Raw genomic sequence first — 25,621 nt, 5'->3', positions numbered from 1 at the left:
CTCTTGAATTAAATAATTTTGCTGATTAATTTAAGATCAAATAAATTGTACGTTTTTTGATTTATGACGGAAGTCTATTCTTTAAAGATATGCTAAAAACAATCTATCCATTTAAAACATATAAGAACCCCATGAAAACCCTCAAATCAATTTTTCTAATACTCTCCCTAAGCACACCAGCCATCTTCACCCAAGCTGCTGAATCCACCATCTCCCTACAAAAACAAGTCGCTGGTTACTACCAATATCAAGCTGGTGACGTACAGATCACTGCCCTGCTCGATGGTACAAACTTCATGTCACCAAGCTTGTTTAAAGATATATCACCACAACAAGTTCACGAGATTTTAAAGAAATACTATGCAGATCAAGAGAAAGGCGTACAAACCTCAGTCAATGCCTTCCTCGTTAATACAGGAAAATCTCTAGTATTAGTGGATAGCGGTGCAGCTAGTTGTTTTGGTGCTCATTTAGGTTCAGTTTTAACGAACCTAAAAGCATCAGGCTATCAACCTGAACAAGTCGATACCATTCTACTCACACATCTACATCCCGATCATGTCTGTGGAATCAGTAAAGATGGCGTTGCCAATTTCTCTAATGCGACAGTCTATGTATCTGATGATGAAGCAAAATATTGGTTAGATCCGAAACAAGCAGCAAAACTACCGAAAGAAAAACAAGCCAATTACTCAGGTACGGTTGAGAAAATTAAACAAGCGATTGCGCCTTACCAAGCCAAACAACGCTTTAAAACCTATAAACTCGGTGATGACATTCATGGTTTTAAAGTCATTAATACGGCGGGACATACACCGGGACATTTTAGTTATGCACTAAAAACCAAAGATGAATCTGTCGTCTTTATTGGTGATATTGTCCATTCACATACCCTGCAATTTGATAAACCTGAAACGGCAATTGAATACGATATAGACCCGAAAAAAGCAGTTGAAACACGTTTAAAGCAATTCGCAAATTTTGCTAAAAATGGACAAACCATTGCCGCTCCACATTTACCGTTCCCCGGCATTGGACATATTTATTCAGCAGATGGAAAGAGCTATCAATGGATTCCTGTACATTTTAAAGATTAAGACAAATGAGCTGATTTTAGGCAATAAAAAAGCGACTTCCATAGTCGCTTTTTTACGGTATCACTTCATTCCAAAGATTAACTTCAATCCCAGCAAGGTCATCACCCCACCTGCAATACGATCAAAAACAGCCTTAGATTTTAAATACACTTTGCGAGGACCTTCTGCTGACAATGCAACAGCCACTAGCGAATACCAACCTGCATCAATAAAAAAGCATAGCATCGGCAATACCACATAAAAATACGTTGGGATTTCTTTCGGCAATAACGCGGTAAAAATACTGGCAAGGATAATCGCAATTTTAGGGTTACTGAGTTGGGTAATCAGTCCTAAACGAAATGCTTGCGTATAACTCATGGTCTTGACTGCACCATTTACAGCTTCCATGGGTTCTTTGGCATGTTTAATAATTTTATACGCCAGCCAAAGTAAGTACAGACCACCAAAAACTTTCAAAGCGATATAGGCAGAAGGCACAGCCAACAAAATTGCTTGTAGCCCCATCACTGCAAGCAAACCAAATAATGCTGCCCCCGTGCCTGTACCAAGCGCAGTAAATAAGCCATGTTTACGTGAAATCGCAATTGAGTTTTTGGCAACATAAATAAATGTAGGACCGGGACTAATTGCCCCCAACATTAATGCCAAAGCAATAGAGCCTAAAATCAATAATGATTCCAAGATAGACCTCAAGATTAGAATAATTTTCAACTATTTATTTTACTTAAAAAACCATAATAGAAGATATATTTTTTTGATTTCTGTTTATAAATTTAAGGATTTTTCAAGCAATTTGATATTTAGTAAAAAACCAAAAATAGAGTAAAAACTCAATTTAATTTCAATATCAAACAGTTAAAACATAGCATATGAATAGTAAAATTTTATTGTGCATCCATTTTTTCTATTAAAGTTTTTTTCTGATAATAATTTATCATCGATTTTTAGCAGAACTTTCATATATTTTTAAAACACATAATCCCATAATAAAATTATGCTTTAATTTTCTTTAGAACTACAACCGAGGCACATCAGATGCAAAATAAAAGACTGAAAACATTAGACCGCTCTAAATCACATCTTTGGATTGTAGGTGGAGGCATAGCTGGTATGGCTGCTGCTGCTTTTGCGATTCGTGATGCTAAAGTGCCAGCCGAACATATCCATATTTTAGAAGAATTAAATGTTTCTGGTGGTTCGATGGATGGTGGACATAATCCGCTTAATCCGAACCAAGCATGGGTCACACGTGGTGGACGTATGCTAACTGATGAAACTTATTTGTGTACTTGGGATTTATTTTCAAGCATCCCATCTTTAGAAAATCCAGACATTTCTGTTCGTGAAGAATGTCGTGAATTTAACGAACAAGTTAAAACCAATGCTCAAGCACGTTTGATCGACTCAAATCATATTATTGCAGAAGCTCAAAAATTGGGATTATCAACGCTCAACCGTGCTCAAATGTTACGTCTACTGGCATTAAAAGAAGATCGTATCGGTAGTCGCCGTATTGATGAGTTTTTTGATGATGCATTTTTCCAAAGTAATTTTTGGCGGATGTGGCGAACCACGTTTGCCTTTCAAAAATGGCATAGCGCAGCGGAATTACGCCGTTATTTTCTACGTTTCATTCAAGAATTACCACGCATCCATACCTTAGCAGGTGTGAAACGAACTAAATACAATCAATATGATTCAATGATTCATCCTCTACAACGCTGGTTGGTGGAACAAGGCGTTGATGTTCGTTTCGGTAGTTATGTCACAGATGCAGACTTTGTCGAAGATGCCCAAACGAAGGAACGTAAGGCAACCCAACTTTATGTCAACATTCCAGAAGGCACTGAACAAATTCAACTGGGTGAGCATGATCTTGCGCTCTTTACTTTAGGTTCGATTACGGCTGATTCACGTTATGGCGATAAATTCGATGTTCCTGAGCTGATTCGTGATCGACAAGATCATGGCTGGCGTTTGTGGGAAACATTGGCTCAAAAAGCCCCTGATTTTGGTCGTCCAATGACCTTCTATGGCAACATTGATGAGCATAAATGGAAATCCTTTACGCTCACCATGCATGATGATGTGCTGCTAAAACGGATTATTGATTACACAGGAAATGAACCGGGTACTGGTGCACTCATGACTTGGTTTGAATCTGGTTGGCATCTATCTGTGGTCGTTCCAGCTCAACCGCATTTTGCTGACTTACCAGAAGGTAAATTCACCTTATGGGGTTATGGTTTTGAAATTGACCATATCGGCGATTACATTAAAAAACCGATGAGTGAAGCGACGGGTCAAGAGATTTTAATTGAGTTGATTCATCAACTTGGTTTCGATGACATTTTGGATCATGTGTTGGCACATACTGACATTACCACAGTAATGATGCCTTATGCCTCTGCCCTATTTGCATGTCGTAAAGCAGGTGATCGTCCATTGGTCATTCCAGAAAATGCGGTCAACTTTGCTTTCTTAGGTCAATTCGTAGAGCTTGAAGATGATGTGGTTTTCACGGTGGAATATTCCGTACGTTGTGCCATGATTGCCATTTATCAGCTCTTAGGTGTCGAACGTGAAATTCCAGAGATTTACAATGGTTTACTCGATCCTAAAGTTGGCTTAAATGCTTTGGAAGCAGTTTTTCATTAAATTTTAAAAAGCCATAGGGTAAATTGCTGCCCTATGGTTATTCAACTTATTTTGATAAAACGATATAAGCAACTTCACTGCTCAAAGAACCATCGGCTTTGATTTGATAATATCGTTGCACCTGCTCTGATGCTTTGCTTTGTAAATCACGTTGTTTGGCTTGAATCGATACAAGCTCAACCATTGACGGGGTTAAATCATAGGCAACACTTCATCAACCAATGCTGCCTTTAGAGGGGCTGCTTGCCCACAATACTGTCTAGGATCACTTTTTTAGAGTACTGAAAGAATCTCCTACTGTAACTTTTATTCCATTTGCAAAAATGAAATCCTCCGCAAATACCCCAGTTGTCATTGTAAGTACACTTACCAATAAAATAGATTTTGATATTTTCATCCGAACCTTTCTTTTCTAACTATCATAATTCAATTGTTAAAAGCTTATACTTTTACACTCTTTAGTTCCTTCCAAACAAATACTCGCATATCCTGTATTTGTTGAAGGTTTATACTGCTGTGAAGATTTCGCCACATTAACTTCTGTATTCGTAGCAGTGTTATAACTTTGTTGTAATCCTACAAAAGACAGTAGGTCCTCTGCCAATGCTTGTCCTAATTTTTGATAACCTGCTTCTGAAAAATGAACCCCATCTTTTCGACCTAAACCTTGATTAATCCAAGATTTCATCGAACATCCCCCCCCCATAGCTTGTTGCCAATTCCAATACAAAGTATGCTTTTGCTGTGCAACTTGGTACTGCACATTTTGAATCGCAGTTAATTTAATTGGTCTTATCCCACATTGACCCGCGATATTTTTTAAGCTTTCTGGTGCTGAAACAATCATAATGGCAGTATCAGGACTCGCTACACGAATCTGATCAACTTTCGAAATTAATAAATTTTTATACTTATCAACATCAATATTGTCGTTAAATGCTTCGTTTGTTCCATAAGCAATAATAATCAATTCAGGCGAGATGCTCTTTAAATTTTGCTGCCACCCCTCGTTCCAGCGATTCCAATATGATAATTCTGCTCCATTAATTCCTAATGCTGAAACAACAGCACCCCCACCATTTTGATTTTTTGCCCACCATCCCCCAATTGCTGATTGCTCTGCATTTGAAGCAGTGATGGTAAATGGTAGCTGTGCCACAAACTCGACTGTTTGCCAGGTATTGTTTTTGATTGGGGCTTCAATCTCAAATTGATGCCCTTGTGCATCTCGGCCCAAAAACTTACCATCCGTTGCAGCCTGCCTTAAATTTACTTTGATTTTTTGCGAAAGTTCACTTTGTTTTGATTTAATGGTTAAAGTTGCTCCATTAAACTTAGGGGTAGCGATTAAGCCCCCCAAAGTATAATTTTGATCTCGTTGCTGACGGCTCGAGATTGGCTCCCAACCATTGTTATCGTACCCATAACGGGCTAAACGCTGCCCAGAAAAATACATAGGCATTCCCCACCCCATTCCACCGTTTCCTAACCGGTTTTGTAATTGAGCCCTTAACGTACCTGTCATTACATCAGCCGCTGTATGGGAATCACCGAATTGAACAATATGAACAGATTTATTTTTAAAAGCAGTCATTAATTGGTTGGTATTAGGATCATTAAAATTGGTCAAATTACTAGCATAAACTGGTGATCCGATCGTTAAAATGCAAAATACACCTAAATAAACTGACTTTTTAATCAACATAGACTTAACCTGTATTTTATTGAGTTTAATGAATAATTTTTAGATGGCTTGAAATAACTTGTGCAATCAGTTTCTGACCATCTGTTGAAAAATGGATTCCATCAGCACTACGCATTTTAATAGAATTTCCATTTTTAGTAACATATTCATTGTAAATATCGTTTTTTCCACCGAGTAATGGTCTGGAATCAATAAAAAATGCCTGATGCTTTTTCACTTCATCACTAATGACTCGATTTAAATATACCATCTGTTGATTCAACGAATCTTTTTTCATGTTTGGTGGACTCAACCACATCACACTAATTCGATTTTCTTTGGCTGTTTGAATAATTTGAGAAATGCGAGAACGATAGACAGTCTCCCATTCAGGCGATTGAAATTTAAGGTAACTTCCACCTTTAGGGTTTGGCATATCCCAAGGATCATTCGCTCCTAAAAACACGACTAAAACTTTAATTTGCTTATTTGCAGAAATAGTATCTTGAATTGTTTTAGGCCAATCGAAGAAGCTAGGGTACGACAAGCCTGTACTCTGTTTACTTAAATTAATGGTTTTAATATCAAATTTTTCTTGCAAATGCTTTTGCACGTGCGGTGCAACTCCCTGCATTAATGAGTCACCTGCAAAGAAAACTTGGTCAGTTTTGGTCAAGGTAAATTGGTCAAGTAAGGCTTGATGTGCCCTTGCTTGTTCTTCTTTCGCCAATCTGATTTTTTCTTGTTTTTCAAGTTGTACTAAGTACTGGCGATATTCTGGTGTATACGCATAATGCTGATTGTATTGACTTATGATCTCGGTATTCAATTGACCAATCATGGCTTTATTCAAGTCATGTTTCGTATATAAAAGATCACCAATCTGCCCACCTAATGTCCATACTTCAAATTTTTCTAACTTAGATAAAGGGCTTTCTCTATGATAAGTCTGCTGAAAATAGGCATTGACTGAATTTTGCATAATCCAAATTGATAAAAATGCAAAAAAAATCAGGGTAACCAGAATAAAAATATAACTCTGAACATGATCATCAGCTGGACCAAATTCCTGAGCATTAATTTCATATTCAAGCTCTAGCATTTTTGATTCATTAGAAATTTGCATATATAAATCCAGGAATTCCAGAAGGTGCACAAATGATAATAGTGATGAAAATAGTGATGAGCGGTACTAGCAATGCATATCTTGGGATCTTTCGTTGATATGAACTTAAATTACTTAATGCCCGATAAACAAATGGGTAAATCACCCAGGCTATCGTTAATAAAGTAAGTAAATATAATGGGTTACTAGTCCACTGGACATTAATATAATTACTCAATAAGGCTCTAAATACTTGCAATGCCTCTTCAAAGGTTTTGGCTCTAAAGAAAACAAAGCAAAAACTAACAAAGGTGATTGTTAAAAATACGCTCGTGGTTTTACCTATCCAACTTGATTTTGCAAAAGCATCACGTGCATGTTTTATGTCTACTTTAAAGACCTTTTGATAGATTTTATCTGAGATATTAAGCAGTACTAATGCTAAGCCGTGTAACAATCCCCAGATAAAAAAATTCCATCCTGAACCATGCCATATACCTGATAACACCATTGCAATCACTAGATTTAATTGGGTTAGTGTGAAACCACCCCGGCTTCCCCCTAGCGGGATATAAATATGGTCTCGGATCCAGGTAGACAAACTGATATGCCATTTATCCCAAAAATCACGGATGTTGTGGGCAAGTAACGGAGCTCTAAAGTTTACAGGTAATCTAAAACCCAACAGCAGGCCAAAAGCGATCATCATTTCACTGTAGCCGGAGAAATCGAGAAATAGCTGTAAGGTATAACCATAAATCGCAGCCAATATTTCCAAACTATGATATTGCATTGGATTAGCGAATACAGGATTTACCCATTGATCCGCAAGCCAACCTGCGATCCACCATTTTTTTATTAACGCTAAAACCAGAAGTATTAAAGCCAAGCTCGGTAATAAAATTTTACGGGGCTGGTTCGTCGTTATCTGTGTACTCATTCCACAAGACTGGCCACTAATATCGGTCAACCCCTTTGCATTCTGAGCACGAGCGATAGGGCCGGCTGTTATAGTTACAAAGAATGAAAAATGCATTAAAAGTTGAATTAAATTAAATCTAGGGCAATCTATTTCATTCCTATAACGACTAACCAAATAACTAATCGCTTGGAATGAGTAATAGGAAATACCTAAAGGTAAAATTAAATTTGCTGCCAATCCTGAATTATCTAAATTAAGTTTATCTAAAGATTCAGAAACTATCGATTTAAAAAAATCGTAATATTTAAAGATACTTAGCTGAATTAATGTTATTACAATTCCGGAAATTAATAATTTTTTCTTAAGTAAAACATAGCGATCCATTAATATGGATATTAAATAAATTATCAAACTAAAAATAAGTAAAATGGTGATAGCTAACACACCAGCCATCAAAAATACCAGCAAATAACTTGTAATAACGAGAATCAGATTCTGAATTTGAGGCCTATTCCTAAATAGCCAATAAATACCAAAAAATAGAATGAACGACAATGCAAATTCTATAGATAAAAAAGAAAACATTATTTTAATCAGTTACAAAAAATTACCCGAATATAACATTATTTTAAAAATTAAATTTATTAGATTTTATAATAAGTTGAATGAGTATTTTAGATAAGCTGTCATTAAAAAGTAAACATGTATTCTTTTCCGAATTGGTTTGATACTTTCTGCACCGATTGCTCTATTTTATCAGCTGTCATGACTTGAAAATCTCGCCAATCATATTTCATCTGCTTCCATACCATCTCGATTCGATTTAACTCAGGGCTATAAGCTGGAATAAAATACAGATTCGTCGAAAAGTTAGTTTTAAGTAGTTCTCTGTAATCAGCCATCTTTTTACTTCTATGAATCGAGGCATTATCAACAGTAAGAACCAATGGAAGGTTATACGTCTGTTTTACTTGTTGAGCTATTCCAGTTAAATAGGCATAAAACCAAGCGATGACCTTCTTTAATCGATTCAAACTCATACAATTTCCAACGTCGGCGTTGTAGCCTTATGGTTTCTGGGATACGTTCTTGTAGAGTGGCAACTTCCGCAACACTTTTACCTTCGGAAAGCCAGAGAATAGTTTGGGCACGTTGTCTTTCACGCCAATGTTTTGCATGTTTGGCCAGAAAAATGAGTCGTTCTCGCTGTTCTAAACTAAGTGGTACAGAGACAATTCGAGGCATGTATGAACATCTATTAACTAAAAAACCTTTTCGCATGATTCGTTATTTTTATCAACTTAAGAATGGGTGTGAGTAATTATTGATTTTTCAACTATTATCCAAAATTGGTCAAAAAGCCTACTTCACTGTTGATGCCATGAATCATCAAAAATTTACGGGGCATGTTGAGCAGATTTCCCCTGCCGCAGGTTCAGAATTTAGTGTACTCAAACCTGACAATGCGACAGGTAATTTCACCAAAGTGGTACAACGGATTTCTGTCCGTATTGCGATTGGATTGATCCAAATCAAAAAGGCATTGAAAAATTACGACCAGGTATGTCTGTGATTAGCTCTGTAGATACTGACTCCTAATGTAAGACTGACATTCTCAATCAAATCCATTTACAATGTGATCAAATTCCTTTCCCTTGTTCGAAAATGTTTGATCACATTGCTTTTCCCATCCCCTATCAAACATTAGCGCTTAGCAGTTCGGTTCAATTAACCATTAAGCGTTTGGATCTGATTCATCCTCAAATTTCAGGCAATAAATTTTTTAAGCTGAAATACAACTTACTCGCTGCACAACAACAAGGTTTGTCGCAAGTCCTCACTTTTGGTGGTGCATTCTCCAATCATATTGCAACAACGGCTTATGCAGCTCAACGCTTTGGCTTTCAAAGCATTGGTGTAATTCGTGGTGAAGAACTTGCGACCAAAGACTTAAACCCTACCCTACAGACAGCACAAGATTTTGGCATGCAACTGCATTTTGTCAGCCGAGCCGAATATCGGCTACGCCATGATGTTGAGTATTTACAACAATTACAACGGCAATATCCTCAAGCCTTTATTATTCCAGAAGGTGGAACGAATGCACTTGCTCTGCAAGGAACACAGGAAATTCTGAGCGAAGATGACCGAAAGAATTATGATGTCATTTGCTGTGCCGTTGGAACTGGTGGAACAATTGCAGGACTGATTGAAAGTAGTTCAAATCAACAACAAATAGTGGGTTTTTCTGCATTAAAAGGGAATTTTTTACAACACGATATTCAACAGTGGACCACTAAAACCAATTGGAGATTAACCGATGCCTATTGTTGTGGGGGTTATGCGAAAACTACTGATGAACTACTACAATTTATGCAGCAATTTGAACAGCAATATGCAATTCCTTTAGAACAGGTTTATACCGCTAAGATGATGATGGGGGTGTTCGATTTAATTCAACATAACCACTTTCCAGCAAATACAAGGATTTTGGCGATTCATACAGGTGGGCTACAAGGCCGTTTAAAAACATAAATCACCAAAATCATTTTTATCATTCAACCTAGATGGATGTTATTGATTTACACAAAACCTCACCGTTCCTGTCGCTGCGGGATTTAATACCCCAATCAAGTTCCACTCCAATGAATCCCCAACATGATTGATATTACAACTATTACCATTCGGTGTTGAATTACAACTCATACTTCCGAAACTGGTGGCTATAGGTAAACTATCCTTAATTTTCACATTATTCAGCAGCTTGGTACTATTATTTTTATAAGTGATTTCATATTCTAAATGGTCGACATTATTTGCTTGATTCGTTACAGCAAATTGGTTTTGATCAGCCGACGTTGAAGGACAACTGGCAACTGCGCGTACCTTTTTAGTTAAGCTAAGACCCGCTTTACCAATCAATGTGACATCTTGTCGTTGAGTTGATTGACCCGTAATTGTCTGTGTTGGATTTGCCAAGATCACACTATAACTTGCCTCTAAGGTCGAAACATGCTGTGCACCTGCCATGACATTTGTAGGTGAATGAACACGTTGAACCAAACAAAGATCTACATTGGGTTGTAATGTATATGGATTCGCTACGGTTGGATTAAATACGGTTTCATCAGTATCTACATTCCCATTACAGTTCGTATCTTTATAAACCAAAGCTTGCCAAACTTGGTCATTAGCACTGTTGGGTTGTTGGGTAGACAACTGATTGAACTGAGTGATTTGTACTGGAGCTTGTGAATTGAGACGATGTGGATAATCTGTGACCTCTCCAGAAGCTATGGTGTGTTGCCCATCTTCAGTCAGTACGATATTCAGATTTGCATCACCAAAATTATTATTTGGATAACTGGTTGCTGTTGTTTTAGGGAGTGAAATCGTATCCGTACTTCGGTTATAGCTTCCGGTTGGACTCGCTCCGCTGACAGAACTATATTCGGACAAATTTGTTTGTACGATACAAAATGGATTGGTTAGAACGCTGTCCTCAACTTTAAAACTATATTCTCCATTACTATTACTGATCGTCACAAAATTAAGCTCAAGACCAGCACAATTGGCAAGTTTGAGACGACTCCCTGCAATGCCGATTTCATTTGCATCTTGTACGGCATTATAAGCATTACTCAAGATATTATTGGTCGTTCCGCCATTATCGTTAAAAATACGCCCTGTAATCAGGACTAGTTTTTTTCGACTATTGGTTAAAGTACAAATAATCGCAGCATCATCATTGTGAATCGTTAGCTTAAAGCCATTCAGTGCGATGTTGTTGCCTGTGCAAAGTAAACTACTATTATAATCTGCAGCATCACCTTTACTAAATGACTCAAGAATCGTTGCAGTTTTACCAATCATATTCGGCATAAGCACAACAGGCGTTCCAGTAGTGCTATTTGCCCCTGTCTGATCAGCAACCGAAACTGCGGTGGTTGCATTGGTATCCAAGCCAATACTATTCACGATTACACTATCACCAGCGACTGCGTTATCCCATTTTTTTATCAATGTTAAAGTCGTGAGCGTATTGGTTAAGGTACATACGATTTCAGCGCCAGAAACGATACCACTTTTATTTAATGTAACTGTTGCATTGGTATAATTCGCAGTAACTGAACTGGCTGGCAATCCTGTGCAAACTGCATTGGTTAGACGGAAACCTGTTGGAATATTTGTTTCAGTAATAATAGCATCTGTTGATGGATTTGGGGTAGTAAAATACTGTGTTTCCCCCACAGTTTCAGTATCTTGAGCTGTGGTCGTAATTGAATGATTTGCGATACCATTATTGCCAGTAAAATCAAACTTACCCAATCCACCACGGCTAATTTTTTTAATAATTAAACTAGGCTTACTATTAATAAAAGTACACGTAATGTCAGCACCACCAGTAATTAAATAGGTGTAAGGAATCGTGATTCTATCGGTACTGAAATTACCAAATGTACCAATATTCCCTGTAATCAAACTATTTGAATCAACACAACTCGCAGATTTTAGTGCATAACCCGTCGCAATTGATGACTCTCTAATAACAACATCTGTTGCATTATTCAATACCGTTAAAACAGGCGATGTCCCCGTTCCAATATTAGGTGATCCTTGTAAACTTGTCGCAACATTACTGGAATTACTGGATAAATTAGTATTCGCAAAATCGAATGTTCCCGTTCCTCCCTGAGAAATTTTCTGAATCTTTACCGTTGGAAGTTTGGTATTCACAAAGTTACAGTTTAAATTTGGATTATTGCTAATATCGGCTGCTGTTAGAGTATAAACCGATCCTGATCGGCTACCGACAGAGTTGCCCGCTGTGTTACGACAACTGGCACCTGTTAAACTCCATCCCCCGCCAGTAGGTAGACTACTTTCATTAATCGTTATGCTACCTGTTCCTGTGACGACAAAAGGTTGCACCCCAATCAGCGTCGTATCACCATCAACCTGATATTCTTCACCCTGAGTCAATGTTGTGATCGAACCTGAAGTTTGGCTTGTACCAGTTAGTGTAAAACCGAAAGTACCTAAGCCACCTATTGTTGATTTTGTGAGTGTAATTAAAGCTTTTGCAATAGCAACTTGCACACTACTACTATTATCAGATGGGAAAATTTCAGTGTTGGCAGATGGTACACTCACTGTCGCAGTATTGGTGATGATCCCTGCGCTATTTGCTCTAGCTTGAATAATAAGCGTACAAGTTGCACCTTTGGGACCACTAAACTGCCCACTTAAATTATTGCCTGTAAAGCTTGCACTACAAGTGATCGCACCATTTGCTTTCGTTGTGCTGAGTATAGAAAGTGTATTGAAATTACTTGGTATTGCATCACTGAAGTTTGCACGACTCGTGTCACTGACTGCATTTTCACCTTTATTACTAATGACCAATTGATACTGAATGGTATCTCCTACATTCATCGTCAATGAATCAGCTACAAAGCTTCCAGAAGTACCTATTCTTTGTTTCTTCTCCACTTTCAAATCCATATCTGTCGGCAGATCATCATCTTTAATTTCATAGTTTGCGACACCGTTACCAGATGCTCCGCAATCATTTGATGACATAATATGAAAATCGTTACTTTGATTGATGGTTACATTAAATGTATCGTCAACTTCATTCACCAAATCATTAATAATTTCGACTGGAACCTCAAGAACATAAGGGGTCCCCGCACCGTAATTGCCTTGTGGTATCGTCTTGGTAAAAGTGTTTGCAACTCCACCATTAATTTTATAATCGACACCTAATTGGGCTGTGCCATCATTCACATTAAAGACTAATGAAATACCCTCACTCGGTACATCACCGACCACAATAACCTTAAGCGGCTGCACTATACCGCCATTTTCAGGTACAACATAATTGGCTGAGCTAAACTCAATAATGGGTTTTACAATAATTTGTATCGCATCTAAAAAATTTCCGCTGGTGCTTGTTCCTGAAGTCGAATGGAATCCCATTGGCACTTGCCCTGTTGCGCCTGTATAGGTAAATGTTCCACTATAGTCTGCCCAACGTGTAATTGTAGAACCCGTTGTCGCTCCTACACCTGATCCAGAACCACTGGATACAGAACACGTGCCTGACATGCAACTCGTGACTAGCCCATCCCCAGTTTTATTTGTCGATACCGTTGTGATCGTTTGAGCTCCAGCACGCAACAACATCGTATCGTTAGCAGTATTACGCCCATTATGACTAAATTTCCAAGATACAGACTCACCATTCACTAAACAGATATTTTGAGAAATAGTAGAAACAGCATCTGCATTTAACTCGACAAATTGATTGCCTTCCCGTGCTTTGATGGTGTTGGTAGGGGTTGTATTGGTACCATCAATATTTCTTGAGCCAGCCCACATTTCCATCAGTTGCCCTGAACCATTGGTTGAGATTGAACATGTGCCACTGAAGCCCTCATTTCCATAGGGGTGTGTGGTTAACCAACCAGGTACACGTGTGCTACTAATATAGACACGGCAAACATTACTTCCTGTCGCAATGGTCGGCGTTTCAAAACCTAAATTCAGGTATCCACGCTGATAAGCAGCATTTGCAACAGAAATATTGAATATGCACAATAAAATTGCGATCTTGATTTTTGTAGAATAAGTACACTGTAATTTCAACAAATCAAATATTTGTAAAACCTTCATACCCACCATAACGCACCCCAAAAATAAATTTGTAGCTTTGACTGGCTATAGAGTGCTATTAAAAAAACAAAAAGAATGCCTCTACATATTCATCCCCACAACATCAGACCGCCTCAAGAAACAACAAAATTATCTGAAAAATATCAAAATTTAATATCAAATAGAGACTGAAATCTTAATTTTATTTTACATCAGCAGATGCTCATTTTTTATTACGCTAAAGATTATTTTTAAAAAACTGTACATTTTTTGTATCCAATAATGTAAACCACAGAGATCTTCATATCGATTACAAATAATTTGGGCATTATGAATTGTGCGTACTAAACTTCGCTTAAATCTTTTATAATCGCTCGCTTTTCATCTACCGAGTAATCCTCATGGTCCATCAAGTTGATGTTGTTGTTTTAGGTGCAGGTGCATCAGGCTTGATGTTGGCTGCAGAGGCTGGTAAACGTGGACGTTCCGTTGTCGTATTAGAAAAAGCCAATAAAGTAGGTAAAAAGATTCTAATGTCTGGTGGTGGCAAGTGTAACTTCACTAACCTAGATGTTGAACCTTCAAATTATATTTCTGAAAATCCACACTTTGTTATTTCAGCACTCACTCGTTACACCAACTGGGATTTTATTGGTTTGGTCTGCGAATATGGTATTGAATATGAAGAACGTAAACACGGTCAGCTATTTACAATCAAAGGCGCAAAAGAAATCCTCGAACTTTTACTTGCAGAGTGCAATAAAGCGAAACGGGTTCAGATTCAGACCCATTGCGAAGTACAAAGCATAACAGCACAAACAGATTCAGGTTTTATCATTGAAACCAATCAAGGCACTTATCACTGTGAATCTCTCGTTGTGGCGACTGGTGGCTTATCTATTCCAACTTTAGGTGGCTCTGGTTTTGGATATGAACTTGCTCAACAGTTTGGACACCATGTTTTTCCTACCCGTGCAGGTCTAGTCCCCTTCACCTTTTCAGACCATTTTAAAGAAGTCACAACACGCTTAAGTGGTAATGCTTTAGATGCAACACTGGTAAATGATCGCCATCAATTTACTGAAGCTTTGTTGTTTACTCATCGAGGCTTAAGTGGACCAAGTTCATTACAGCTCTCAAATTATTGGCATGTGGGTGAAAGCTTTAAAATTGATTTTTTCCCGAGCCAAGATTTAGTTCAATTCTTTAAGGAAAAGAAAAAGTCGCAACCCAAAGTTCTGCTCAGAACTTTGCTCAGTGAATTCACGGCGAAAAGTATCGTGCTTGAGCTACAACAACTAATTTGGGCGGAACAAAGTGAAAATGCGATTGGCAATTTTAGCGATTTACAACTAGAGCAAATTGCTGATCAATTGCACGCCTTTTCTGTTAAACCATCTGGAACTGAAGGATATCGTACTGCTGAAGTCACATTAGGTGGCGTAGACACTAGCGAAGTTTCTTCAAAAACCATGGAAAGTAAAAAGCAGAAAGGCTTATATTTTATCGGTGAAGTACTCGATGTAACAGGTCATTTGGGAGGATATAACTTCCAATGGGCATGGTCTTCGGCTCAAGCAGCGGCTCAATTTGTTTAGTTCACTTAACACATTAAGCCGATTGCTAAATAACACTAAGCATGATGATCTGAAGAGTTAGCAGCTTCTGTAGAAGATACTTTTTGAGTATTTTTAATTGGTTTTTCTTTAGCCGTATTTGATTTCGCAACAACAAATTTGTACGCACTCGCCAAAAAACCTACAGTAATACCTGCAATAATAATCGGTGCAAATACGCGATTTGGCCTCTTCATTTCACTCTCCTCTATAGAATTTTTATTTAGAGACTATTGATACTTTATCTATAAATGAATTGCTTTTCAGGTCAAATTTTTGATTAATCCTATTAAACTACAGTGATATGTACGCTAAAAGTCAGTTTTAGGTCTCGTTTTTCTAAAATATGCCCTAATCACGATATAGATAAAAACTCAATAATGCTTATACAAACAAAACGACCACCCTGCTTAGAGTGGTCGAATTGGTTCAAAAAATCAAAGATTATTTTTACTATTCATCTGAATAAGGCGGGGTCGGTGGTGTTATTGGTGGTACCGAATGACTTGGTGTGATTTCTTTATCTAACGGATTTGGCTGTTTCGCTTCATTCTCTGCCTTATCTAATAAATCTGTCAATAAGCGTTCTGCAGGTTGACGACCACCTAAACCAAATGCCAAGGCAAAAGCAACTGCAACTGAACCAAGCGTCAAACCAAAAGCCAAATTCACAATGGAATCCGCAATACCCATAGCTTTTAGACCCATCGCAATCACTAAGCCCATAATTAAAATACGAACTAGGTTTGCTAACCAACGTGAACTATTGTATTCACCACGTTGTACCACATTAGCCACGACATTGGCGAGCCAGAATCCAATCACCAAAATGACTGCACCCAATAAAATACTTGCACCAAACTGAATAAACATCGCAATCAGCACACTTACTTGCTCTAAGCCAAGACGGTTCGCAGCTTCAGAGATTGCAAACAACATGGTAAAAAATACAATCAAATAACCGATCAGATCAGAAATACGTGTTTGTCCAAGGAATCGTTGCACATCCAGCTTCATTGGAATTTCATCAATTCCCGCACCTGAAATAAGTTCAGCGACCAAACGTCCAACAAAACGAGAAACAATATAAGCAACGATTAGAATTAAACCAGCTGCAATAATTTGTGGAATTGCATACATAATTTCATTCAACATCGCTGTTGCCGGTTGAGAAATCGCTTGGATTCCTAAAGCTTCAAATGCCACAATCAACGCTGTGATGACAATAATTGCAAACACAAATGAGCCTAAAAATTTCGATATATTTGAGTTTTTAAATAATCCTACTTTTTCAGCTTGCGTTTGTAATCCCAAGCTATTACCTAATCCCTCGACAATACCGCGCACAATCTTGGCGAGAATATAACCTACAAAAAGGATCACACCCGCAATAAACAAATTAGGCAGATAAGCAATCGCTTCATTTACCATGTTTTGTACAGGAATCAGCAGTCCTGTTAAACCTAAAATAGACAGCACAATTGGTAGAAATAGTAATAAAACCAACCAGTAAAAAATTTCTGCGATATTACTACTTAAAGCGTTAATACCAACTTCACTGCTTAGCTTCTCATCTAATTCTGTTCTAGATAATACATTGGTCAATCCAGCACGTACCAAACGCGCCACAATCCAACCAATAAATCCTACTGCAACGGCTGCAAATAAGTTTGGTATATAAGCAAGTACTCGTCCTACCATATTGCTAAACGGGTCACTTACACCACTAATATTTAAAACATTGAGTGAGCCAACCACAGCGAGAATCATAACAAACCAAAACACCAATTTAGAAACCAAGTTTTCAATATTGGGCGTACGACCAGTTACCGAAGATAACTTGTGATTGGTACCAACCTTTTGCAATAGCCGCTTTACACCTGCTGCAATGATTAAGGCAATAATCCAACCCACCAGTAAGATCAAAATTGCCGCTAAAATTGGATGAAATTGATCCCAGTAATACATGGCATCAAATCCCCCTCGATGCGAGGGATCATTAAAAAATTCATTCATGCGAGTTATCCTTATCTTGTATTTTTAAATCTTGATATAAATCACCCATCACTGTTTTATGTTGAAACACACAAACTATGAATGTTTATCACCTTAGTTTTTGTCGATTTTTGAATCAATCGACAGCATCACTAATACAACAAAAAGCACTCATAATTTTGCAAAAAGCCCATTAGTTCACACTAATGAGCTTTTAGATAAATTGTTTTGGTCAAAGCCACTAAGCATTCAGAAGTACAGACTGCAGATTTGATATCATCACTTGAGCAGTTGGATTCGCTGAATGATCCGCGACCATATAAACAAGAAGTGCAATTAGGAAACCCCCCACAATGATCAATATATAAACGGGTAGTTTCCTTTTCTTTGCAATTTCCTCTCGACTCGCCACATGAGGTTGTGGCTTACTAAAATCATGCATCATAGCAGCCCTCATCCTTTTATTTGTTAGGCTTTTATCTTAGCAATACTCAATGTTGCATTGTGTGAAAAAGCTTCGGACTATCGTTGCTGTGTTTGCAGAACTCTACTTTTTTTATTTATTTTTTTGTTTAAAATATAGTCGGTTTTAGAATACGCTAAAAATAAGCTATACTAGTCGGCTTCGTTTCTCATATGTTTTGCTTTATGTCCTATAGTCAACAAAGTGTTTCTCTTGATTTAGACACGGATGTTACTCATCAATGTTTTTTACATCACACACGTGATGAACATTTAATAGGAATTATTGAGTTTAATAAGCCAAGCTATATCTTAAAGTGGGGAGATTTAGAATACTTCCGTCGTCGCACTGAAGAATTCTCCGTCATGCCTTTACCTGATTGTGTAAATGCAATGATTATCGATATTCGAAATGTACAACCTTTTTTAGACAATGAAGTGCCTATTTTACCTTGGCGCCTACTCGAAGAAGATTGCCCTGTTCGCCTTGTTGTTCCTCAAGACCGTTTAGAACATTATATCGGTATTTTTGAACCGACATGGCTAAACACTGATGTCGATACTGCCATTCAAGAGATCCGTGAATTTATGGATATGTTTGTACATTAAGACATATCCATACCATACGACTACCAATAATTCTCTACTGCAATATTACCTTCACCACGACGATTCATCGTTAAACCTCGTTGTTTAAGTGCCTCTTTTGTATCCTCAACCATCTGAGGATTACCACACAACATCACATGACTACTGGCAGGGTTCAAAGCTAATCCTGCTGCTTTTTCTAATTCGCCATTACCAATTAAAATTGGGAGTCGATCATGTAATGCGGCTTTAGGATCACGGGTAACAATTGGAATGAATTTAAATCCAGAATGCCCTTCACCAAATGATGCTGCGATTTCTTCAATACGTTCCACATAAGCCAACTCAGACTCTGTGCGAACGCTATAAACTAGATGAATATGTTTATATTTATTCCAAGTTTCAAAGTCTTGTAACATGCATAGAAATGGTGCAAGTCCAGTACCAGTCCCCAATAGCCAAAGATCTTGCGGTAAAGGTTGTTGATATCTTGCCAAAGTCAAATAACCATAAGATATTTTATCTAAATAAAGTTCATCACCAACTTTAAGGTGTTGCAAATTTGACGTAAATGCACCATCGGGAACAACAATCGAAAAGAATTCTAAAGTTTCATCAAAGGGCGAAGAAACAACAGAATAAGCTCTTACAACTAGCTCACCGCCAACCATTAAACCAATTCGCGCAAACTGCCCTGCTGTAAATTTAAAATGAGCAGGTCGGGTCATGGTGAAACTAAAAAGATTGTGAGCCCAACGATGAACAGATAGAACTTTTTCTACGCTAAATTTTTCAATTGACATGATTTGAACGTGGCACGAAACAGTAGGCTCATGTTAGCATGATCGAATAATTGATGGATACTCAAAACATTAAGGCTATTTAACATGCGCATGACCTTACGCCAATTGGCTGTTTTCGTGGCGGTTGCACAAGAAGGAACAGTAACCAAAGCGAGTGATGCTGTCAGACTGACACAAAGTGCAGCAAGTATGGCTTTGGCTGATTTAGAAGATGGCTTAGGTGCGCCTTTATTTGACCGTTTAGGCAAGCGTTTACAACTGAATGATTTGGGGCGTTTTTTATTGCCACAAGCATTAGAAATATTAGGTCGCTGTGAATCTTTTGAGCAAGCAGCCAAAGGTGAATTACAAAGTATTGACCTTAGATTGGGAGCAACGCTCACAATCAGCGACTACTTAATGCCTGATTTAATGGCTGATTTCTTACAAAAACACCCACAAGCACACTTACAATTACAAGTGGGTAATACTCGTCAAATGATTGAAGCAGTCAACCAATTTCAGTTAGATTTGGCTTTAATTGAAGGCTCTTGTCATTTGCCACAATTACAGTGTATTCACTGGCGTGATGATGAATTAGCCGTTTGCTGTGCACCTTCACATCCTCTTGCTCAAATTCAACGTGCATTAAGCCCTGCTGACTTTCTAAATGTTGAATGGATTTTACGTGAAGAAGGCTCTGGTACACGTGAAGTTTTTGACAATGCAATTTTACAAGATGTTCCTGATGCGAATATTCGTTTGACCTTGGGTCATAACGAAGCAATTTTAAAAATTGTAGCGGGTGGGCTTGGAATGTCTTGTGTATCAAGATTGGCGATTGAGCCTTTAGCTGAAAAAGGTCAATTGGTCATCCTTGACACACCGTTCTGGCAACTGACAAGACCACTTTATATGCTGGTACACCGCCAAAAATATCAGGGGCCAGGATTAAAAGCCTTTCTACAATTTTGTGAAGATCAGATTTAAATCTGATCTTTTTAATTTACCATCTCGAATCATTCTCACACGGTTCACCATCATTATCACCATCCATTTTGGTATTAGGACAATTGCGCACAAAGAACTCTGCTTCTTCACGTGATCTCATTTGCGAACAATGTTGGCGTCCATCACATTTAAATTGAGTCTGATTCGCTGTCAATTGTTGTGATTGGTTATTCATGACAGGAACAGATGTTGAGGCTTGCAAAGCGTTTTCTGTCTTTTGAGATAATTTAATTTCTGGCAGTTCACCCAAAGCATCTCGTTGCTGTTGCACAATTTTCTTCTGCTCTGCAATCAGCTGTGCTGTTTTTAACCTTTGTGACTGTTGATAAGACTGATATTTGTTAAAGACCAAAACTGCTAAAACCGCAATCATCATTAAACCAATGACCGTAACGATCATTCTCTTTTTAGAACTAGATTGAGCATTATTTGGTAAAATTGCATTAGAAGAGATCTCAGAATTAGAGGAAAAATGACTAGAAGGATGAGAGCTCTTTAAATCTAACCGAACAATATTTGCTGCTTTAAATTTATCTTTATCTTGCACAATAAGAAATTTAAGTAATTCGCCGACTTTTGGCTCACCGCCTGCTGTGGGAAAATCGGTAATATGAAAGAAGATATCTGCCTGCTCTTCAAGCGCTATAAAGCCAAACCCTTTTTCTGAATTATATTTTTTTAATTTTACCTTCAACAAACATATTTTCTTTTCTCATTTGCAAAGCCTAATAGATCAATATGGAGATCAAAAAATTCTCTCCATATTTTATCTATATGATTAACGCCGAAAGTTTGATAACAATTCTGATGTAATCGATTGATTATGAGCCAATATTTTATTTTTTTTAGTTTTTGCAGGATTCGGATCTACTCGTTCAATTTGTACTGCTTTAAATTTTCCATTATTTTCTAGGGCTACAAATTTTACTTTTTCATTTCGTTTCGGCTCACCTTCCGATGCAGGAAAATCTGAAATATGAAAAAAGATCTCGCCTTCAGCAGTTGCAATAAAACCAAACCCTTTGTCTGGATTATATTGTTTAACTTTTCCCTGATAAAATTCTTTCTTCATGACATTCACCTAATTTTGCAAGTACTGTATTTCAGTATATAAAAAAAGAGACTTTAAATCCTCTCCTGAAAACAGTACGGTTGGATTAAGTCTCTGTTTTAAGCATATTTTCAAAAATTAATCTTTTTGAACACTACCAAAAATCTTATCACCCGCATCACCAAGACCTGGAACGATATAGCCATCCTCATTCAAACCTTGGTCAATCGATGCCGTATAGATACGTACGTCAGGGTGCGCAGCTTCTACTTTTGCAACACCTTCAGGTGCCGCAACCAAGACCATAACACGGATATCTTTACAGCCACTTGCCTTGAGTACATCAATTGCAGCAATTAACGAATTTCCTGTTGCCAGCATTGGATCAATAATCATCGCTAAGCGATTCGCAACATCAGGTACTAATTTTTTATAGTAAGTACGAACCTCTAAAGTCGCCTCATCACGCTCTAAACCCAATACACTCACTTTGGCACTTGGGATCAAGCTCAGTACGCCTTCAAGCATACCAATTCCAGCACGCAAGATAGGAACAATGGTAATTTTCTTACCTGCGATACGTTGAGTCGAAACTTTACCTGCCCAACCATCAATTTCATGATCCACAACAGGTAGATCCTTAGTCGCTTCATAAGTCAGTAGCATCGTGACTTCTTGCGCCAATTCACGGAAGTTCTTTGTGCTAATGTCTGAACGGCGTAATAAACCAAGTTTATGACGAATAAGCGGATGGCGAATTTCTTGAATCGACACGAGTAAGTACCTAACTAATATTAATCTTTGAGTATTATAGAGTGTTTTTTTACTCTTCATTAAAAAAAGCCCCCAAATTTTGGAGGCTTTTTTGTACAAATCAGATTATCGGATGATTACTGTTGCTGAGATAACATGAAATGTAATGGAGAAAGAATCTCTGATTTCAATGCTAAATTGATCATTGGATCTGGGTATATACCAAGTAATAGTACAAGCAATGCTGCACCAAGTACCATGATACCACCAACTTTAGTTCCCCAATGTGCATCAGCATCAATACGAGGTGTTTCTGGTGGAGTCATATACATCACCACCATGACACGTAAGTAGTAATACAAGCCAATACCACTTCCGACAACAACCATTGCAGCCAAGAACCAATGTTGAGTTGTTACAGCAGCCATTATCACAAGGAATTTACCAATAAAACCTGCAGTTAATGGAATCCCTGCTAATGACAACATCATCACCGTTAATGTTGCAGTTAAGATCGGACGACGCCAGAACAAACCACGGTAGTCTGCAAGACTTTGTGCTTCATCAACGTTGTTATATGGACTAGACATTAACGCAACTGCACCAAATGCACCGATTGTGGTGAGTACATAAGTAATCACATAAACCGTTACACTGCCTAAACTTGCATAAGTCATACTAATCAAAGCAATCAACAAGTAACCAAAGTGTGCAATTGATGAATAACCAAGGATGCGTTTTAAGTTCACTTGACGTACTGCAAGTAAGTTACCGACCAAAATTGATAACACAGCAATGACTGTCAAAACAGTCACTATTGATTCAACTAAAATTGCACCAGAACTTAATAAGTAACGTACAAATAAACCAATCGTTGCAACTTTGGCAGCTGTAGCTAAGAATGTCGCCATAGGTGCTGGTGCACCTGCATATACATCAGGCGTCCATTTATGGAATGGTGCAAGTGAAAGCTTAAATGCAACAGCAAAGATAATGAGACCTAAACCTAATAGCACCATTGGTTGCTTGATCGCAGTCATCAAAGCTTGAACAGAATCATAGAATGACAATGAACCTGTATACGCATAGATATATGCCATACCCATCAACAACATCGCAGATGCAGTTGCTGAAAGTACAAGATACTTAATTCCCGCTTCTAAAGATTGGCTACGTTGATGCGTGTAAGCCAACATACCGTACACAGGAATTGACATTAATTCTAAGCTGATAAAGAACGAAGCATAATGAGAGCTAGCAACCATCAACATCGCACCTGCTACTGAACAAAGTAACAAGATATAAAGTTCTTCACGATTATCTTTATACGTTTCAATGTAGGCATGTGAAAGCGTGCTACAAGCCAAAGCAGCAATCAAAATCAGGAATTGGTAGAGCATGGTAAATGGATCAACCATAAACATGCCCATCACGTTCGCAGGAACAAAGTGTCCACTAAACATGGTGTATGCAATAAAAATTGCAGAAAGGTTTAAACCGACCACCGTCGTTGTTGCAATCAGATTATGATTACGTTTAATCGCAATCAATAACATCACAACAACAGAGGTCAATGCCACAATCATCACTGGGACAAGCGGCATAAGCTCAGAAAAAGAAAGAGTGAAGTTCATGGTTTATCGCATCTCCACTTGTTCAAGTTGAGTTGCAGTCTGTTGAACAGTTTCAACAACTTCTTGTACTGGCATATAACTATTGACTAACCACTGCATGCTTGAATGTGACATATCCAAGAATGTCTGTGGGTAAAGTCCTAACCAAAGTAAACCAATCACACAGATCATCAAAATGCTCACTTCACGTACTGATAAATCTTTCAGTGGACTCGGATAGTGTTGCTTTTGTTCAGCATTTGGTTCGCCAAAAAGTGCTTTGTGAATCAGAATCAGACCGTAAAGACCTGCAAATACTAAACTTACTGCAGCAATGATTGTGAATGCAGGATAAGCTTTGAATGAACCCATAAGAATTAAGAATTCACCAATAAAGTTACCTAGACCAGGTACACCGACAAGTGCTGCAACAAAGAACATCAAGAAGAATGGTAAATATTGCAGTTGACCACGAAGGCCACCCATTAAGCGTAGATCACGTGTGTGTAAACGCTCATACACTTGACCCGACATAATGAACAATGCAGCAGATGACAAACCATGTGCCAACATCATGATCATAAGACCTTGGAAAGTCAGAATATTACCTGCATAGATTGCAAGTAAAATGAAACCCATGTGTGAAATAGACGTATACGCAAGCAGACGTTTCATGTCTGTTTGTTGGTACGCTAAGAATGCACCGTAGAAAATACCAATCAGACCCAAAATGATTGCAATATCAGCAAACTGAGCTGACGCTGCTGGGAAGAATGGAATTACGAAACGAAGTAGACCGTACGCTGCTGTCTTAATCAAAATACCAGCCAAGTCCACAGAACCCGCTGTTGGTGCTTGTGCATGCGCATCAGGTAACCAACCGTGTAATGGGAATACAGGTAATTTAACTGCAAAACCAACAAAGAAACACAACATAAATGCATATGCAACTTCTGGTGGTAAGTGGTTTGCAACAGCCAATAAGTAGCTGTAATCAAAACCAATCATACCTGTCATCATATATCCATAGACCACTAAGCCTAAGATACCGATTAACATGATCAAACCAGCAATTTGTGTATATAAGAAGAATTTAGTTGCAGCATAAACACGTGAACGACCATTCGAGCCTTTATGACCCCATAACGCAATCAAGAAATAGATTGGTACAAGCATCATCTCCCAGAAGAAGAAGAACAAGAATAAGTCAATTGCAAGGAATACACCGATAACCCCACCTAAACTCCAAAGGAGGTTTAAGTGGAAAAAACCAACATTCTTTTGAATTTCACCCCATGAACAACCAACAGCAAGTACACCAAGTAATGCTGTAAGTAAAACCATGAGTAGAGATAAACCATCCACAGCCAAGTGAATGCTAATACCCAAAGACTGAATCCACGGGAGATGGAATTCAGCAGCCCAAGTTGGGACTTTACCGCCCAACTCGTAGCTATATGTACCAGTTTGCCATAGTGCAATACCCAAACCAAAGGTAATGAGCATACCAATCAAGGCAATCCAGCGTGGCAAATGTTGGTCAAATTTATCAACCAACCAACAAATAAAACCAGCAATGAAAGGAACTAAAATCAGTGCGGGTAAAATTAAATTGTTTTCCATT

21 protein-coding genes and 3 pseudogenes are annotated in these 25,621 nt (G+C 38.0%); 7 read left to right on the top strand and 17 right to left on the bottom strand.

Annotation, left to right across the window (positions count from 1 at the left end; genetic code table 11):
• The first annotated feature begins 131 nt into the window (after nucleotides 1–131).
• Nucleotides 132–1,097, top strand: coding sequence for an MBL fold metallo-hydrolase (locus tag CDG59_RS11325; RefSeq protein ID WP_087545414.1), 966 nt, complete (start codon nucleotides 132–134; stop codon nucleotides 1,095–1,097).
• A 60-nt stretch (nucleotides 1,098–1,157) separates the two neighbouring features.
• Here CDG59_RS11325 and CDG59_RS11320 read toward each other — a convergent pair whose 3' ends face one another.
• A complete protein-coding gene (locus tag CDG59_RS11320; protein ID WP_004663708.1) occupies nucleotides 1,158–1,781 on the bottom strand; it encodes a LysE family translocator in 624 nt (207 codons plus the stop codon).
• A 354-nt stretch (nucleotides 1,782–2,135) separates the two neighbouring features.
• Here CDG59_RS11320 and CDG59_RS11315 point away from each other — a divergent pair, with 354 nt between their 5' ends.
• Nucleotides 2,136–3,758 (top strand): oleate hydratase, encoded by a 1,623-nt coding sequence (locus CDG59_RS11315; RefSeq protein ID WP_087545413.1) that lies wholly within the window; start codon nucleotides 2,136–2,138, stop codon nucleotides 3,756–3,758.
• A gap of 46 nt (nucleotides 3,759–3,804) precedes the next feature.
• Here CDG59_RS11315 and CDG59_RS15130 read toward each other — a convergent pair whose 3' ends face one another.
• The 6 genes and pseudogenes from CDG59_RS15130 to CDG59_RS11290 all read right to left on the bottom strand — a co-directional run.
• Nucleotides 3,805–3,942: a hypothetical protein gene (locus CDG59_RS15130; RefSeq protein ID WP_413772671.1), complete on the bottom strand. Its 138-nt coding sequence runs from the start codon at nucleotides 3,940–3,942 to the stop codon at nucleotides 3,805–3,807.
• A 249-nt stretch (nucleotides 3,943–4,191) separates the two neighbouring features.
• Nucleotides 4,192–5,463 (bottom strand): SGNH/GDSL hydrolase family protein, encoded by a 1,272-nt coding sequence (locus CDG59_RS11310; protein ID WP_087545411.1) that lies wholly within the window; start codon nucleotides 5,461–5,463, stop codon nucleotides 4,192–4,194.
• A gap of 25 nt (nucleotides 5,464–5,488) precedes the next feature.
• A complete protein-coding gene (locus CDG59_RS11305; protein WP_087545410.1) occupies nucleotides 5,489–6,568 on the bottom strand; it encodes a DUF459 domain-containing protein in 1,080 nt (359 codons plus the stop codon).
• A complete protein-coding gene (locus CDG59_RS11300) occupies nucleotides 6,555–7,922 on the bottom strand; it encodes an MBOAT family O-acyltransferase (protein ID WP_319823160.1) in 1,368 nt (455 codons plus the stop codon). Before CDG59_RS11300 ends, CDG59_RS11305 begins: the two co-directional genes overlap by 14 nt.
• 236 nt (nucleotides 7,923–8,158) lie before the next feature.
• Nucleotides 8,159–8,476, bottom strand: a pseudogene (locus CDG59_RS11295) (transposase); the annotation flags it as partial.
• Nucleotide 8,477: 1 nt separating this feature from the next.
• Nucleotides 8,478–8,714, bottom strand: a pseudogene (locus tag CDG59_RS11290) (helix-turn-helix domain-containing protein); the annotation flags it as partial.
• 100 nt (nucleotides 8,715–8,814) lie between these two features.
• Between CDG59_RS11290 and CDG59_RS11285 the strand changes: the two are divergent.
• Together CDG59_RS11285 and CDG59_RS11280 are read left to right on the top strand one after the other, a co-directional pair.
• Nucleotides 8,815–9,068, top strand: a pseudogene (locus tag CDG59_RS11285) (HlyD family secretion protein); the annotation flags it as partial.
• A 66-nt stretch (nucleotides 9,069–9,134) separates the two neighbouring features.
• Nucleotides 9,135–10,004 carry a 1-aminocyclopropane-1-carboxylate deaminase/D-cysteine desulfhydrase gene (locus CDG59_RS11280; protein ID WP_087545406.1) on the top strand — a complete coding sequence of 290 codons (870 nt, stop codon included), beginning with the start codon at nucleotides 9,135–9,137 and terminating at the stop codon, nucleotides 10,002–10,004.
• A 39-nt stretch (nucleotides 10,005–10,043) separates the two neighbouring features.
• On the opposite strand, the gene CDG59_RS11275 is transcribed toward CDG59_RS11280, so the two are convergent.
• On the bottom strand, nucleotides 10,044–14,156 hold the full coding sequence (locus CDG59_RS11275) for a DUF11 domain-containing protein (RefSeq protein ID WP_087545404.1): 4,113 nt from the start codon (nucleotides 14,154–14,156) through the stop codon (nucleotides 10,044–10,046).
• Between the two features lie 371 nt (nucleotides 14,157–14,527).
• On the opposite strand from CDG59_RS11275, the gene CDG59_RS11270 reads away from it, so the two are divergent.
• On the top strand, nucleotides 14,528–15,724 hold the full coding sequence (locus CDG59_RS11270) for an NAD(P)/FAD-dependent oxidoreductase (RefSeq protein WP_087545402.1): 1,197 nt from the start codon (nucleotides 14,528–14,530) through the stop codon (nucleotides 15,722–15,724).
• A gap of 35 nt (nucleotides 15,725–15,759) precedes the next feature.
• On the opposite strand, the gene CDG59_RS11265 is transcribed toward CDG59_RS11270, so the two are convergent.
• From CDG59_RS11265 to CDG59_RS11255, 3 genes are all read right to left on the bottom strand, one after another.
• Nucleotides 15,760–15,939, bottom strand: coding sequence for a hypothetical protein (locus tag CDG59_RS11265; protein ID WP_005158592.1), 180 nt, complete (start codon nucleotides 15,937–15,939; stop codon nucleotides 15,760–15,762).
• 256 nt (nucleotides 15,940–16,195) lie between these two features.
• On the bottom strand, nucleotides 16,196–17,758 hold the full coding sequence (locus CDG59_RS11260; protein ID WP_087545400.1) for a mechanosensitive ion channel: 1,563 nt from the start codon (nucleotides 17,756–17,758) through the stop codon (nucleotides 16,196–16,198).
• Nucleotides 17,759–17,978: 220 nt separating this feature from the next.
• The gene (locus CDG59_RS11255) at nucleotides 17,979–18,179 is read right to left on the bottom strand and encodes a hypothetical protein (protein WP_087545415.1); all 201 of its coding nucleotides are present in this window, start codon (nucleotides 18,177–18,179) and stop codon (nucleotides 17,979–17,981) included.
• Nucleotides 18,180–18,385: 206 nt separating this feature from the next.
• Here CDG59_RS11255 and CDG59_RS11250 point away from each other — a divergent pair, with 206 nt between their 5' ends.
• A complete protein-coding gene (locus tag CDG59_RS11250; RefSeq protein WP_016652946.1) occupies nucleotides 18,386–18,808 on the top strand; it encodes a hypothetical protein in 423 nt (140 codons plus the stop codon).
• A 20-nt stretch (nucleotides 18,809–18,828) separates the two neighbouring features.
• Here the strand turns inward: CDG59_RS11250 and CDG59_RS11245 are convergent, their stop codons facing one another.
• Nucleotides 18,829–19,590, bottom strand: a complete 762-nt coding sequence (locus tag CDG59_RS11245; RefSeq protein ID WP_087545398.1) for a ferredoxin--NADP reductase — start codon at nucleotides 19,588–19,590, stop codon at nucleotides 18,829–18,831.
• 84 nt (nucleotides 19,591–19,674) lie between these two features.
• On the opposite strand from CDG59_RS11245, the gene gigC reads away from it, so the two are divergent.
• A complete protein-coding gene (gene gigC / locus CDG59_RS11240) occupies nucleotides 19,675–20,559 on the top strand; it encodes a LysR family transcriptional regulator GigC (protein WP_004914268.1) in 885 nt (294 codons plus the stop codon).
• Between the two features lie 16 nt (nucleotides 20,560–20,575).
• Here the strand turns inward: gigC and CDG59_RS11235 are convergent, their stop codons facing one another.
• The 5 genes from CDG59_RS11235 to nuoM form a co-directional block, all read right to left on the bottom strand.
• Nucleotides 20,576–21,277 (bottom strand): excalibur calcium-binding domain-containing protein, encoded by a 702-nt coding sequence (locus tag CDG59_RS11235; RefSeq protein WP_087545397.1) that lies wholly within the window; start codon nucleotides 21,275–21,277, stop codon nucleotides 20,576–20,578.
• 81 nt (nucleotides 21,278–21,358) lie between these two features.
• A complete protein-coding gene (locus CDG59_RS11230; protein WP_005158613.1) occupies nucleotides 21,359–21,652 on the bottom strand; it encodes a cold shock domain-containing protein in 294 nt (97 codons plus the stop codon).
• 117 nt (nucleotides 21,653–21,769) lie between these two features.
• Entirely contained in the window at nucleotides 21,770–22,405 is a 636-nt protein-coding gene (upp, locus tag CDG59_RS11225; RefSeq protein ID WP_004663741.1) for a uracil phosphoribosyltransferase, read from the bottom strand.
• Nucleotides 22,406–22,521: 116 nt separating this feature from the next.
• Nucleotides 22,522–24,018, bottom strand: coding sequence for an NADH-quinone oxidoreductase subunit NuoN (gene nuoN, locus CDG59_RS11220; RefSeq protein WP_087536828.1), 1,497 nt, complete (start codon nucleotides 24,016–24,018; stop codon nucleotides 22,522–22,524).
• A gap of 3 nt (nucleotides 24,019–24,021) precedes the next feature.
• On the bottom strand, nucleotides 24,022–25,620 hold the full coding sequence (gene nuoM, locus CDG59_RS11215; protein WP_087536827.1) for an NADH-quinone oxidoreductase subunit M: 1,599 nt from the start codon (nucleotides 25,618–25,620) through the stop codon (nucleotides 24,022–24,024).
• Nucleotide 25,621: the final 1 nt, after the last annotated feature.

Source organism: Acinetobacter sp. WCHA29, assembly GCF_002165335.1.
GTDB lineage: Bacteria > Pseudomonadota > Gammaproteobacteria > Pseudomonadales > Moraxellaceae > Acinetobacter.
This window is presented reverse-complemented; position numbering and strand designations above follow the sequence as displayed.